We start from the raw sequence: 12,658 nt of genomic DNA on the forward strand, positions 1-12,658 counted from the left end.
GGCCCCCAAGACGTACGGTCGGGTGCGTATCGCCAACGAGGTCCTCAAGCGGCATGCTCTGTCCGTTTCACCCCGAGGCGACCTTCGCCCTGGTTGCCCCACTTCTGGCAGTCGGGGATGAGATCCAGATGTGGGAGGGCGAGGTTCGGTTCGTCTTTCACCCTGTGCAGATCATGCCGAAGAAAGCCGACGAATACGTGCCCTGCCGGTGTCGAGATTGACCGAGCCCGTAGGTCGGGCCGTCGGGGCGTAGTGCGAGATGCCCCGATGGTTGCCTGGGGATGGAGGTGCCGACTTCTCGGTGGGCGCGTACGGCCGTTACAGCCCGAACAAGCGCACTGCATTCGTGCGGCCAATCTTGGTGCGATCGTTTTCGCTAACCAGCGCGTTATCGAACCATTCGGAAGCGGTTTCCATGCTTTCGTACGGATAGTCGGCTGAGAACAGCACGCGATCGACGCCGATTTCGCTGATCGTGTTCAGCAGGCCCTTTGTATGGAAATGTCCGCTCGTCGTGATGTAGAAGTTGTCGCTGAAGTATTCGCTCACCGGTCGTAACGCATTCCCCAGCCCGGTACCATTGCGCTGCATGGCCAGTCGATGCTCGAGACGCGGCAGCATCAGCGGCAGACCTTCGCCGAGATGGCCCAGGATCACGGTCAGGCGTGGATAGCGGTCGAACAGCCCGCTGAGCATGAGCCGGATCGCATGCGTGGCGGTTTCGTGCGCGAAACCCCAAGCGGACCCCACCAGCGACGCGTAACCGGCGTAAATGCGCTGCTGACTCGGCAGAGGTTCGCGCGGATGCAGGTAGACCGGCACGTCGAGCGCAGCAACGCGCTCCCAGAACTCCCAGACAGGCGGTTCGTCGAGATACTGCGCAGTGTCGGCGTTACCGATGTTGGTATAGCCGTTAATCAGCGCGCCCTTCATGCCGAGATCCTTTACCGCGCGCTCCAGTTCATCGGCCGCCGCGCGCGGCGACTGGAGCGCGACGGTCGCGAACGCTTGCAGTCGCTGCGGGTGGCGAGACGTGAAATGCTCGGCGATCTCGTCGTTGGTCCGTTTCGCGAAATCGACCGCCTTCAGCGGGTCGAGGATCGCTTGCGCGCCGGGAGACGTTAGCGACAGGATGGCGATGTCGATTCCGCTGCGGTCCATTTCGTCGATGCGCCGGTCCGCGTCCAACAACCGCGCATCGACGTCTTCCATGTAGGCCTTGCCGTTACGCGCGGCTTCGCCTGATGCATCCCACAGGCCGTTGTTGAACTCGGTGGTCAGATGTTCTTCAAGAACGATTTTGTCCTTCATTGTGAAACTCCAGTGTTGAGCGTGATGTGCTTGTATTCGATAAAATCGTCGATGGCTGCGGCGCCATTGAGGCGTCCGAGGCCGGACTGGCGGTAGCCGCCCTCCTCGAATTCGTCGTAAACCTTGGCCCAGTCGTTGATCCATACCGTCCCGGCCTGCAACGCGCGGGCGACGCGAACCGAACGCTGCACGTCGCGTGTCCACACCGCGGCAGCCAGGCCATATTCGCTGTCGTTCGCGAGGGCGATCGCTTCCGCCTCCGTGTCGAACACCTGCATCGTCATGACCGGACCGAAGGTTTCCTTTTGCACGATGTCGAGCTTCGGATCGTCGACTTCGAGCAAGGTCGGGCGGTAGAACGCGCCCGCGGCGAGGGCGCCTTCGGTGACGGGGCCGCCTCGCAGCACGACCTTTGCGCCGGCCGCGATTGCCTGTTCGACGGCGTGATTCACACGCTCGACGTTTGCCTTGTCGATCAGTGGTCCCATGTCGCTGAGCGGATCGGCGGCGGGGCCGACGCGCACGGCATTCAGCCGTTCAGCCAGACGCGCGCGCAACGTGTTGGCCACGCTGCGCTGCACGAGCAGCCGCGAGCCGGTCATGCAAAACTGCCCGGCGAACACGGTCAGCGATTTCTCCAGCACTGGCAGTGCGGCGTCGAGATCAACGTCATCGAACACGACATGCGGTGTCTTGCCGCCGAGTTCGAGTCCGAAGCGCTTGAGGCGCTGCGCGCCGACGGCCGAGATCGCGCGACCGGTGGCCGTCGATCCGGTAAAGCTGATGACCGGCACGTCGGGCGACGCGACAAGGAACTTCGCGCCATCGGCGCCCGATTCATTGAACAGATTGACTACGCCAGGAGGCAGTGACGCTGCCTCGGAGATCACCCTCGCGACGAGGGAGTTGGTTTGCGCGGTCTGGCCGGGCATCTTGATGACCGTCGTCGCGCCGGCGGCGAGGGCGGGTGCGAGCGAGCGCACCGTCAACACGACCGGCGAATTCCACGGCACGATGATGCCGGCTACGCCCATCGGCTCGCGCAGCACGATCGACACGACGTCCGGTTTCGGGGTGCCGCTGTGTCCGCGTTCCGCCAGCGTCAGCGCCGCGTAGTAACGCAGCTTCGACGGCACCATCGTGACCTCGAAGCGCGCCTCCGGCTTGATTTTTCCGTTTTCGAGCGCGAGCTGTTCGATCAGTTCGTCGGTGTGGCGTTCGAACGCCGTTGCGAGTTCTTCGAGCGCCCTGGCGCGCAGTGCGGCGTCGCGCTTCCAGGGCGTGCCGTCAAACGCGCGGACCGCCGCATCGACGGCCGCACGCGCTTCGGTTTCGCCGCCGTCCGCGTATTGGCCGATGACGGCGCCGGTCGCGGGGTCGACGGAATCGCTATGACGGGATGTATCCAGCCATGCGCCGTCGATCCAGTGCAGGGCTTGCGTGATGTTGGTCATGAGAATCCTTTCAGGGGAAGCGATGGGCGATGTGCTCCGCCGTCGCGATGGTGGTGATGTCGGTCGGAGTGGAAACAGCGGCGGCAAAGGCGGGCCCGTCGACGACACGCAAGTCGGAAATCCCGTGGGCGCGGCATTTGAGGTGGGCGACCGCGTGAGTCCGCCGTCCGACCCATCGTCGCTGTCGACGTTGCGCGATGGGTGTCCCCAGCGCGTCGAGCGCGTTGAGTACGTTCGCCGCGAGCCCGCCGATGCCACCGCCGCTCACCTGCACGCGCCGGCCGTTGTCTTTTGTCTGGCTCATGATTCGTGTTACACGATGTAATCCGGTTGCCGATGGGGTTGCGCGGCCTCGAACGCCGGCTCGTGCCGCGCGTGCTCGACTACCGCGAGGCAGCGCGGATACGCGCTCAGGTCGCAATTCATCCGCAACGCGTTCGCGACCTGCGGCACCAGGCACACGTCGGCCAGCGTCGGCGTATCGCCGAAGCACCACGGGCCCTCGTCCGCGCGGGCCAGCAGCCGCTCGACGCCGGCCATCCCTTCCGCGATCCAGTGCCGATACCACGCTGTCTTCTGCTGCGGCGTGACGTGCAGTTCGCTGTCGAGATAGCGCAGCACGCGCAGGTTGTTGACTGGATGGATGTCGCAGGCAATCAGCGCCGCCAGTTCCAGCACGCGCGCGCGGCGTCGCGGTTCGAGCGGAATCAGCCGAGGCGTCGGCCGGATCTGGTCGAGGTAATCGAGGATCGCGAGCGACTGGCCGAGACGGAAATCGCCGTCGGTCAGCGCCGGCACCGCGGCCGACGGGTTCACCCGCGCGACGTAATCGGCGTCGCGATGCTCGCCGGAGCGGATGTTCACGGGCAACGTGTCGTACGGCAACCCTTTGAGCGCAAGCGCGATGCGCACCCGGTAGGAGGTCGAACTATTGAAGAAGCTATGCAGTTGCACGATGTGACCTTTCGAGGAAATCGACGAACGCGCGTCAGACCACGCGCACGGTCAGTTCGCCGAGACGCTCGACGCCGACCTTCATCACGTCGCCCGCGACCACCGCGCCAACGCCTTCGGGCGTGCCCGTAAAGATCACGTCGCCCGGTTCGAGGCGGAAGAACTTCGACAGGTCGGCCACCGTCTCCGCGACCGACCAGATCAGGTGCGACACGTCGCTCTTCTGCCTGGTCGCGCCGTTGACGGTCAGCCACAGGCCGCCCTGCTCGACATGACCGACGTCGCTCGCGGGATGCACTGGCCCGATCGGCGCCGAACGATCGAACGCCTTGCCGATTTCCCAAGGCCGGCCCATCTCGCGCATCTTCATCTGCAGGTCGCGGCGCGTCATGTCGAGGCCGACCGCGTAACCCCACACGTGGTCGAGTGCGTGCTCGAGCGGAATGTCCGAGCCGCTCTTGCCGATCACCGCGACGAGTTCGGCTTCGTAGTGATAGTTCCGGGTCTGCGACGGATAGGCGAGCTCGAGCGTGTCGCCGTACGCCACCGGCACGATCGAATCGGCCGGCTTGCAGAAGAAGAACGGCGGCTCGCGATCGGGATCGAAGCCCATTTCGCGTGCATGGGCCGCGTAGTTGCGGCCGACGCAATAGACGCGGCGTACCGCGAATCGGGCGTCGCTGCCGGCGACGGGCAGCGCCACCGGCGCTTCGGGCGGGAATACGAAAGTCATGAACGGCTCCAGTGTGGGCATGAATGAAGGGGCGCGCGCCGCGACCTCGGCGGCGCACGGAAAACGGATCGTCGAAAGCAGCCGGCGTCAGTCGCGCGCTTCGCGCAGCAGATTCAGCGCGGACAGCACCGGCCGGTCGGAATAGCTGAACAGCACGCTGTCGCGCGACGCCGACAGCCGCACCGGCGCCCACGACGGCGCGACGAAGATGTCGTGCGGCGCGAACGCGAATGCCTGCTCGCCGATCAAGGCGGTGCCGCTGCCCTCCACGACGCAATAGATCGTCGCGTCGGTGCTGCGGTACGGGCGGCCGTCGAAGCCGGCGGGCAGGAACTGCATGAAGGTAGCGATGGTCGGCATCGGCCAGCCGCCCGTCGCGGGGTTCACGTAGCGCAGCTTCACGCCGTCCCACGCATCGAGTTCGCCGTTCCGGTACAGCGCGTCGAGCGCCTCGCGGCTGCGCGCATACGGATAGCTGAACATCGGCGACGTCGGGTCGCTCACGCGATGCCGCACCGGCACCATGTTGTGGCCGAAGCGCGCGAAGCTGTCGCCTTCCGGCCGATTCACCGGTTGCACGGCTTCCGGAGAGTTCTCCGCGAAACCGGCGTCGAGGTTCGCGAGCAACGGGATGTCGAGCCCGTCGAGCCACACGACCGGCTCGCCGCCGTCTTCCGTCGACGGATTGCCGTGGTCGTGCCACGCCCACGACGGCGTGATGATGAAGTCGCCCGGATGCATCGTCGTGCGCTCGCCGTTCACGGCCGTCCACGCGCCGCGCCCCTCGACGATGAAACGCAGCGCCGACTGCGTATGACGGTGGCTCGGCGCGATCTCGCCCGGCAGGATCAATTGCAATCCTGCGTACAGGTTCGGCGTCATGCTCGACTTGCCCGGCAGTCCCGGGTTCTCCAGCACCAGCACGCGGCGCACCGCTTCCTCCGCGCTGATCACGCTGCCGGCCTGCATCACGAGGTCGCGTATCTGCGCATACTTCCAGATCGCGGCCTGCGCCGCCGGATGCGGCGAGGTCGGCACGAGGTTGTGCAGCGATTCCCACAGCGGCGCCAGGCGCTGCTCGGAGATCCGAGCGTAGTAAGCGGCGCGCGTCGCGTCCGGATGGGTCGTCATGATGTCTCCTTCGGGGCGGCCGATCGGCGTCGGCGCAATGTCGGGTGGGGACCGTGCTGCAGTCCGTTAGCAGATTTATATTCGACGCAGACATACCCGGTAAAATGGTCAAATCATCTGATCCATATATTCCTGGATATACCTTCTCGCAACGAGGCATGCAATGGACTGGACCCACCGGCTGCGGCTGCGGCATCTGCAGATACTGTTGAGCCTTGCCGGCACCGGCAATCTGAGCCAGTCGGCGGTCGCGCTCGCGACCACGCAACCGGCGCTGTCGAAATGGCTGAAGGAACTGGAAGAGGATGTCGGGCTGCCGCTGTTCGAACGGCATGCGCGCGGCCTGCGGCCGACGGCGTACGGCGAAGCGCTGATCGAGCATGCGCGCCGCGTCGAAGCGCAGCTCGACGTCGCGCGCGACGACATGGCTGCATTGCGCGAGGGCGGCAGCGGCCTCGTGACGATCGGCACGTCGGGCGTCGCGGCAGCCGACACGGTGCCGCTTGCGGTGTCGCAGTTGCTGAAACGGATGCCGCGCGCGCAGGTGCGGATGACCGAAAGCACGATGAACCAGCTGATGCCGCAGCTCGCACGCAGTGAACTGGATATCGTCGTGGGCCGCTCGGGGTCGAGTTCCGTCGATCCACTGCTGCATGCCGAGGCGCTCTATGTCGATCCCGTCGTGTTCGTCGCTAGGCCCGGCCATGCGCTCGCCGATGCGGCGTCGGTTGGCTGGGACGACGTGCTCGCCTATTCGTGGATCGTGTGGCCGTCGGGCACGCCCGTGCACAATGCGCTGGAGACCGCGCTGACGGCCGCCGGTCGCGTGCGGCCGCCGCACTGCGTCGAATCGAATTCGTCGATCCTCAACATCACGCTGCTGAACAATACCGACCTGCTAGGCGTTGCATCGCACCGTGCTGCGCAGCGCTTCGCGCAACTGAACGCGATCCGCATCCTGCCGATGCAGCTCGAAGGCCAGGGTGCGGTGTCGATGTACTGGCACCCGGATAGCGCAAACCGTCTGGCCGTCTCGACCGCGCTTGATTGCTTGCGATTGTGCAGCCCTGAAGGCCCGATCGTCGCGGGGAGGGCCAAGGTTGAAAAACCGGCAGCCTGACCGTATCGGGAGACCGGCACGATACGCCACAGGGGATTGTCCCAACAATTTCCCATGCGGCTCATCGAGCAGCGCATACCGTACGCGGCCAGCTTGCGCTGGAACTCATGACCGGCGCGCAACCGACGGGGGAGCCGCCTTCGCGCGCGGCCGCCGCGGTCAATTCGAGCGCGTCTGCGCGAACCCTCGCGTCAGGTCGAACGCGTCGAGGATCGTCGCCGACGTGCGGGCCATGCGCGCGGCCATCGCGTCGGGATGCTCGCGCGTCGGGCCCTGCCGCAGCCAGTGCACGGCCGTCCACACCAGGCCGCCGCCCAGCACGGTCAGGCAATCCCCTTCCGCCTCCGTTCGCGTCCCTTCGAGGTAGCGGCCGATCGCGCCGCGATGGTCGCCGTCCGGAGGCAGGCCGAGCCGCGCGGCGAGCAGGCCCGCGATCACGTCGTCGATCTCGACGTTCAGCGGCCTGGAGTCGATCGAAAGTTCGAGCTTCATCGTCGGTCTCGCAAACATGGAAAAACGGCGCGACGCGCCCCCGCTGTCGCGCGCGCCGGCAAAAGCCGCTCCGGCCAGCGGCTGTTCGACCATCGCAGGCGGGCCTGCGACGCAGGTCAGTAGCCGAGTTCGGGCGCGGAGGCCGGCTCGGCGCTGTCCTCTTTCGGCGCTTGCGCGACGGTCGCATCGGTCGTCAGTACCAGGCTCGCGATCGACGCGGCGCCGCCCGGCACGGATCGCGCCGAACTCGATGCGTTGCTCGAACGGCAACTCGTCATGCTCGAGCACGGCGCCCCCGGCCGCCGACGCGCGTATCTGACGAAGAAAGGCCGATCGATTCTCCGCGCGCTCGGGGCCAACATCGCTTCCCGGCGGAGTCACGGTTCTGCGGCCGAGCGCGGTGGTCAATACGAAGCGCCAGTCGCACGAGCGGATGAAGCCGGATGATCCGGTGTCCGGGTCGGCGGCGCGGTTGCCAACGTGCGTGCGCGGTCATGCCCGACGCACGCGGCATCCACGCAATGCGTGCCGCCGACGCTAAAGGATGCATGTCGTCCGAGATCGTCGATCCCGGCCAGGCCAATCGACGATAGTCAGAATCGACGGCAAGGCCCAGTCACACAAGGTATCGCGGCGAAACCGCCAGATTTTGCAGGAAGAGAACGATTGCCTCTCAAGCGACAAGAACCAAAGTGCGTTGAGGCATTCTCGAAAGCGTCCGATGAATGATTCATTCTTCGCATCACGATAAGGCGATTTCCGATGTTATTTCGATGGCCTGAGATTTTCGCTCGATGTTGTAGCCTGATGTGCAAGGTTCTTGCGTTTTACGTGATCAGAAAACCGTATTGACGCCGATGCGCGCGATGGCCTGGGTTGCGCCAGACGATGCGCCGTCTGGATCCATCACGCCACCGATCTGCGCATGTGCACCAACGTTCGCACGTTGCCACACGCCGCTTGCGTACACCATCGTTCGTTTCGACAGGGAATAGCCGATCGTCGCGGTGATCTGATGCGCGTGATTGTTGTCGAGCGCCGCGTTGCCTTTCATATACATGTAGTCCGCGCCGACGGTCGTCGCAGCAGTCAGCTTCCACGCGCCGCCGAATTCGCTCATCCAAACCGCACCACCGGACACGGCGTTGCGCACAGTCGTGAACAGTGCGCTCAGATCCACCGCGCCGAGCCGGTAGCGGACGCCCGCGCCCCAGTCCAAGACGCTGGTGGCCGGCGAGCCGGGCTGGGCACCGTATTTCTCGTTCGTATAGGCAGCGGCCGCGCCGAACGTCCCCGCCGAATAATCGGCGCCGGCGCTAACGGTATTGTTGGCGCCGATGCTTCCCGGCACGCCGCCGAACCCATAGAGCGCGCCGAATTTCAGACCGCCGAGCGTGGGGCTCACGTATTTCGCCGCACTGGCGACACGCTGACTGCCGCCGAGCCGGTCCCAGTCGAACGCGCCGGTCGGGTTGTTCGGCAGCGCGAGCTTCTGGAATGGGCCATTGCGCAGGTTGTACAGCCCGCCGACGCGGAAAGCCGCATCGACACCGCTGAAGAACAGCGTATCGGTCATGAATTCGTATTGGTTGCCGAACGTCAGCGTCCCAAAGTGTTCCTGCTGCAGCCCGACGAACGCGGTTCGCGAAAACAGTCCGTTGCCGACGATCGAGCCGTTACCGGTCGAGATCTGACTAACGAGCCCGAAGACCGCATGCATGCCGCCGCCGAGATCCTCATTGCCGCGCAATCCGATTACGCTCGGCGTAAAAATGCCGTCATCGAACTTCGCGTTGTCGTGTCCGCCTTCGTTGCTGACGTAACTCACGCCGCTATCGAGCACCCCGAACAGCGTGATGCTGCTCTGCGCCGATGCGGCGCCTGCATGCGCGAGCGCCAGCACCGCGGCCACATACGCGGTCCTGTCTAACATATGGAACTCCAGTTGATCCGCTCCCTCCGACACGATGAACGCTGTGCATCGCCTTCCTCTTGCATGGATCACGGAGCCGCGCACGGTCGGCGTGATCAGTGGGCCAACGCCATCGTCGTCCCCATGCATACGCCGATGCGCGTCAGGCGCCGTCGTCACGCATGCAGCATCCCGAGCATCGCTGCCATCGCTCCCACGCTAAAAACCATCGCGATCGCGATTGCCGCCGTCACGCCCATTCCGAGGCCGAAGAGCGCTGTTCGCCCAGCCGAAACGGACTTGACTTGCAGCTCGCTCATGTTCCGTACGTCCACTTCGTTGCGCTCGTCGGCGATTCGCGTACCGTCGATCGTAGCCACTTTCATGCTTCCCGAAAGACCGTCGCAAGTCGTGAATCGGATATCGTCCCCCACCTTCACGTCGTGCCATGGATCCACGGACAGGTCCGAACACGTCGAGCGCACCACCGTTTCGGCATCTGCCTGCTTCGCGGCGCGATGAACGATCGGTTGATAGGTCGTGCAGCCCGACAGGCACATAGAAACGCCGAGCAGCATTACCACCATTTTTCGCACTACATACATTCTCAACCTCAATCGTTTCCTCAATTGTTTTCACGCGCCTTCCGCATATGCAACGCACACATTCAGCAGACCTGATCTGACGATACCCGCGGGCGATTTCGCCGCGCTCTACTTCTTGAACATCATGTTCAAGCCCGCATAAACCTGCAGTCTCGGAAAATTCCCGCGCCGCAACGGCGCATACTGCGGCTCGACAAACAAGTTGTAGATGACGTCATGTTCGTCCCACACTTTCCCGAAGCCGACACCCATCGGCACCACGTAAGCGCCGTGCTGAAAATCGAACGTCGAGATCGCGGTCGAGCGGAAGTACCAGTTCTCTTTAAGATTCAGAATGAACAACGGCTGCGCGGTCAGCGTCTGGACTGCCGGCCGCTCGCCGTTACCGGCGAACGAGTGTTGCCACTGGACGAGTGCGCCCAGCAGCCCGCGCTCGCTCGTATCGATCGCGATCGCGGCAAGCCCGGCTTGCCATTTTCCGGTTCCCAAAGCCCGATCGGTAGCGGTCGGCGCCGTCACGAGCGGGCCCGCGCCGAATTTCGTGTTGCCATCGCCAAACAGGAAGATGTCGAAGAGATTGATGTCGCCGATCCCGGTCATCTCGCCGCGTCCGGCCGCCCGACGCGTGCTTATCGGCACCGTGAGCCGAAACAGTTCCGGCGTCCTCACAACCGCATTCGGCGCGATCGGCTCCATGAAACGGAGCATCGCATCGTTTTGCCCCGCTGCGTTTCCGTACCCGCCCGGCACGAAGTAATTCTGAATGTTGAATGCACGTCTATGCGTAAGCGGGTTGTTGCTCGCATTCGAGTTGTCGGTGGACGCCTGCGCGCACGATGCCGCGGCCATGCCGATCACGAACGCGAACCGCACCGTTCGCTGAGCCATTGAATTCATCACCCCCCCCCCTGGAAACTGAACTGCGACGGTGACGACCTTCGCCCGCCACCGTCATTGCGTCGCGTATCCATCAGATATGCGCGTCGGATCGAAACGTGAACTGAACCCTGCCGTCCTTGATCGGCATCACATCCGGCCGATCTTCGCCGACTTCTTCGTCGATCCGGTCGTTCAGCAGCGCATTCATGCGCGTCAGCAGATCAGCATTCTCCTTGCGCTTGACTGCCAGGTTGCGCGTCTCGCCCGGGTCCGCATGCAAGTCATACAGTTCGACGTCGTTGTTTGCGAATAACGCATCGATCGTCGTGGGACGATTGAAGTGCATCAGCGAGAAGTACCGACTGAACCGGTATCGCCCGTCGAACACGCTGCGAATGCCGCCGCGCAAGCGGAAATCGGGCTGCCGGGCCAGCACGAGACGATGCAGTTCCTCGACGGGGACACCCTTCTCCATCAGCGTGCGCAACTCTTGCAGCATCCAGTCGCTGTCGTAGTAGAGCAGCATCGCGTAGTTGTATAGCGCGGCGGGCCGAATGTCGTTGATTGCCGCACGATCCGGATTGCGCAGCAATCGCGCAAAACCTCGCCCCTTTGCGGCGGGTCCGGCGACACGCGCCGCAGCAGCGTGATCGAGGCCCGTCAGCTCAAGCAGCGTCGGCACGAGGTCGACGTGCGACGTCAGTGCCGCGCACGTCCTGCCACCGGGGTACGCGGGATGGCGGATGATCAGTGGAACGTGATTCTGTTCCTTGTACGTCGTCGCACCCTTGCAGACCAATTGATGCGCGCCCGCATGATCGCCGTGGTCCGATGTCAGCACGACGATCGTGGTTTGGTCGAGGTGCAGCGACTCGAGTTCGTCCAGCAGTCTGACGATGTGCGTGTCGGCATCGCGGATGCAGTTGAAGTAGTAGTTCCGGTAAGTCCGGACACGCTCGTCGGTCAGCGGATATACCCCCACGAGATTCTCGCGTGCACGAAAGAACACGCCTTGCGCGGCCGGACGACCGCGCTCGTCGTACGGCTGGTGACGCGATGCCGGAAGCGGCACATCGTCCCATCGCGCGTCGTACAGCCTGTCTTTCGGCGGCCTTGCGGCGCCAAGCAACGGACGGTTCGCACGTTGCTGCTCGATACCTTCCGGATCCGTGTCGACGAACATCACATCGTGCGGATTCACGATATTGACCGCCATGAACCACGGCTTGCGCTCGTCGCGCAGGCGCACGCCGTGCTGCCGCAGCCAGCTGACGGCCGATGCCGTCGTCACACCGTCGTAGTCGTACCCACCACGCACACCGCCGATCAGATCGCCCACGCCGAAGTAGTCGTCAAATCCGTATTCCTTCATCGCCGTGCTGTAGCGTTGAACCGGCGCGTTGTAAGCGCTCGACGTCTCATGCAACGTCCCGCTCAGATGCCACTTCCCGAGATACACCGGGTAGTAATCCACATCGCGCATCATGTGCCCGATCGTACGGATACCCGTCGACATGTCTGGTTGCCACGGCAGGCCGGCGTTATCGAACACACGCGTATGCTGCGTATGCTGCCCCGTGTAGACAGTCGACCGCGACGGCGAGCACACGCAGGACGCGATCTGATGATTCGTGAACGTCGTCCCTTCCCGTTTCAGGCGTTCGCGACCCGGTACCGGATACGGCCAGCGATCGAAGTGATGCTCCTGATCGGTCAGGATGAACAGAATGTTGAATCCGGCCGGTGGCGCGTCGGGTACCGGCTTGCTCGCCCCCACGGCAGCGGCGACTGCATCACCGGATTCGGCTATCAGCGGCATGCCGAGACCGGCCGAAGCCATCGCGGCTCCGGCCGACTTCAAGAAGCCCCGACGCGCGGAGCTGATTTCCCTTTCCGGTCCGTTGAGGCGCTTCGATTGCCCATTCCGGCCGCCATTCCGGTTTCGCTCTGTCATACGTCCTCCTATTCGTTCGTTTCATGACGATGCGCATATGGTTTATACTACACAACCGTTGTATATAATGTACTATCCATTGTGAACACGATGCCCAATCGTTTTCATGAAAT

The 12,658-nt window shown here is 63.9% G+C and carries 14 protein-coding genes; 2 read left to right on the forward strand and 12 right to left on the reverse strand.

Going from position 1 to position 12,658, the window contains the following annotated elements; genetic code table 11:
* Positions 1-318: 318 nt before the first annotated feature.
* The 6 genes from QZM15_RS29475 to gtdA all read right to left on the reverse strand — a co-directional run bounded on the left by QZM15_RS29475 (position 319) and on the right by gtdA (position 5,583).
* Positions 319-1,311, reverse strand: coding sequence for an amidohydrolase family protein (locus tag QZM15_RS29475; protein ID WP_226291395.1), 993 nt, complete (start codon positions 1,309-1,311; stop codon positions 319-321).
* Positions 1,308-2,765, reverse strand: a complete 1,458-nt coding sequence (locus tag QZM15_RS29480; protein ID WP_302107786.1) for an aldehyde dehydrogenase family protein — start codon at positions 2,763-2,765, stop codon at positions 1,308-1,310. The genes QZM15_RS29475 and QZM15_RS29480 overlap by 4 nt, the downstream gene beginning before the upstream one ends.
* A 10-nt stretch (positions 2,766-2,775) precedes the next feature.
* Entirely contained in the window at positions 2,776-3,069 is a 294-nt protein-coding gene (locus QZM15_RS29485) for a GMC oxidoreductase (RefSeq protein ID WP_226291397.1), read from the reverse strand.
* 8 nt (positions 3,070-3,077) lie between these two features.
* Positions 3,078-3,719: a maleylacetoacetate isomerase gene (gene maiA, locus QZM15_RS29490; RefSeq protein ID WP_226291398.1), complete on the reverse strand. Its 642-nt coding sequence runs from the start codon at positions 3,717-3,719 to the stop codon at positions 3,078-3,080.
* A 34-nt stretch (positions 3,720-3,753) separates the two neighbouring features.
* The gene (locus QZM15_RS29495; RefSeq protein ID WP_302107787.1) at positions 3,754-4,452 is read right to left on the reverse strand and encodes a fumarylacetoacetate hydrolase family protein; all 699 of its coding nucleotides are present in this window, start codon (positions 4,450-4,452) and stop codon (positions 3,754-3,756) included.
* Positions 4,453-4,539: 87 nt separating this feature from the next.
* Positions 4,540-5,583, reverse strand: a complete 1,044-nt coding sequence (gtdA, locus tag QZM15_RS29500; protein WP_302107788.1) for a gentisate 1,2-dioxygenase — start codon at positions 5,581-5,583, stop codon at positions 4,540-4,542.
* A 163-nt stretch (positions 5,584-5,746) separates the two neighbouring features.
* Between gtdA and QZM15_RS29505 the strand changes: the two genes are divergently transcribed.
* Positions 5,747-6,703 (forward strand): LysR substrate-binding domain-containing protein, encoded by a 957-nt coding sequence (locus tag QZM15_RS29505; protein ID WP_302107789.1) that lies wholly within the window; start codon positions 5,747-5,749, stop codon positions 6,701-6,703.
* Positions 6,704-6,862: 159 nt separating this feature from the next.
* On the opposite strand, the gene QZM15_RS29510 is transcribed toward QZM15_RS29505, so the two are convergent.
* Entirely contained in the window at positions 6,863-7,195 is a 333-nt protein-coding gene (locus tag QZM15_RS29510; RefSeq protein ID WP_302107790.1) for a hypothetical protein, read from the reverse strand.
* Between the two features lie 116 nt (positions 7,196-7,311).
* A complete protein-coding gene (locus QZM15_RS29515; protein ID WP_226291403.1) occupies positions 7,312-7,473 on the reverse strand; it encodes a hypothetical protein in 162 nt (53 codons plus the stop codon).
* Between QZM15_RS29515 and QZM15_RS29520 the strand changes: the two genes are divergently transcribed.
* Positions 7,406-7,642 carry a hypothetical protein gene (locus QZM15_RS29520; RefSeq protein ID WP_226291444.1) on the forward strand — a complete coding sequence of 79 codons (237 nt, stop codon included), beginning with the start codon at positions 7,406-7,408 and terminating at the stop codon, positions 7,640-7,642. The genes QZM15_RS29515 and QZM15_RS29520 overlap by 68 nt on opposite strands.
* Positions 7,643-8,030: 388 nt before the next feature.
* On the opposite strand, the gene QZM15_RS29525 is transcribed toward QZM15_RS29520, so the two are convergent.
* The 4 genes from QZM15_RS29525 to QZM15_RS29540 all read right to left on the reverse strand — a co-directional run bounded on the left by QZM15_RS29525 (position 8,031) and on the right by QZM15_RS29540 (position 12,545).
* A complete protein-coding gene (locus tag QZM15_RS29525) occupies positions 8,031-9,128 on the reverse strand; it encodes a porin (RefSeq protein ID WP_226291445.1) in 1,098 nt (365 codons plus the stop codon).
* A 155-nt stretch (positions 9,129-9,283) separates the two neighbouring features.
* Entirely contained in the window at positions 9,284-9,685 is a 402-nt protein-coding gene (locus QZM15_RS29530; RefSeq protein WP_226291404.1) for a hypothetical protein, read from the reverse strand.
* A gap of 135 nt (positions 9,686-9,820) precedes the next feature.
* The gene (locus QZM15_RS29535; protein WP_302107791.1) at positions 9,821-10,600 is read right to left on the reverse strand and encodes a hypothetical protein; all 780 of its coding nucleotides are present in this window, start codon (positions 10,598-10,600) and stop codon (positions 9,821-9,823) included.
* Positions 10,601-10,682: 82 nt separating this feature from the next.
* Positions 10,683-12,545: a sulfatase-like hydrolase/transferase gene (locus tag QZM15_RS29540; RefSeq protein WP_226291406.1), complete on the reverse strand. Its 1,863-nt coding sequence runs from the start codon at positions 12,543-12,545 to the stop codon at positions 10,683-10,685.
* Between the last annotated feature and the right edge of the window lie 113 nt (positions 12,546-12,658).

The sequence above is a fragment of the Burkholderia sp. AU44665 genome, from assembly GCF_030504405.1.
In the GTDB taxonomy this organism is placed as follows: domain Bacteria; phylum Pseudomonadota; class Gammaproteobacteria; order Burkholderiales; family Burkholderiaceae; genus Burkholderia; species Burkholderia semiarida.

What these genes read in the sequence shown, in the direction of transcription:
- gtdA (WP_302107788.1), bottom strand. Translation starts at nt 5,583, where the DNA reads ATGACGACCCATCCGGACGCGACGCGCGCCGCTTACTACGCTCGGATC.
- QZM15_RS29505 (WP_302107789.1), top strand. Translation starts at nt 5,747, where the DNA reads ATGGACTGGACCCACCGGCTGCGGCTGCGGCATCTGCAGATACTGTTG.
- QZM15_RS29475 (WP_226291395.1), bottom strand. Translation starts at nt 1,311, where the DNA reads ATGAAGGACAAAATCGTTCTTGAAGAACATCTGACCACCGAGTTCAAC.
- QZM15_RS29480 (WP_302107786.1), bottom strand. Translation starts at nt 2,765, where the DNA reads ATGACCAACATCACGCAAGCCCTGCACTGGATCGACGGCGCATGGCTG.
- QZM15_RS29535 (WP_302107791.1), bottom strand. Translation starts at nt 10,600, where the DNA reads ATGGCTCAGCGAACGGTGCGGTTCGCGTTCGTGATCGGCATGGCCGCG.
- QZM15_RS29485 (WP_226291397.1), bottom strand. Translation starts at nt 3,069, where the DNA reads ATGAGCCAGACAAAAGACAACGGCCGGCGCGTGCAGGTGAGCGGCGGT.
- QZM15_RS29530 (WP_226291404.1), bottom strand. Translation starts at nt 9,685, where the DNA reads ATGCTGCTCGGCGTTTCTATGTGCCTGTCGGGCTGCACGACCTATCAA.
- QZM15_RS29515 (WP_226291403.1), bottom strand. Translation starts at nt 7,473, where the DNA reads ATGACGAGTTGCCGTTCGAGCAACGCATCGAGTTCGGCGCGATCCGTG.
- QZM15_RS29495 (WP_302107787.1), bottom strand. Translation starts at nt 4,452, where the DNA reads ATGACTTTCGTATTCCCGCCCGAAGCGCCGGTGGCGCTGCCCGTCGCC.
- QZM15_RS29540 (WP_226291406.1), bottom strand. Translation starts at nt 12,545, where the DNA reads ATGACAGAGCGAAACCGGAATGGCGGCCGGAATGGGCAATCGAAGCGC.
- QZM15_RS29525 (WP_226291445.1), bottom strand. Translation starts at nt 9,128, where the DNA reads ATGTTAGACAGGACCGCGTATGTGGCCGCGGTGCTGGCGCTCGCGCAT.
- QZM15_RS29510 (WP_302107790.1), bottom strand. Translation starts at nt 7,195, where the DNA reads ATGAAGCTCGAACTTTCGATCGACTCCAGGCCGCTGAACGTCGAGATC.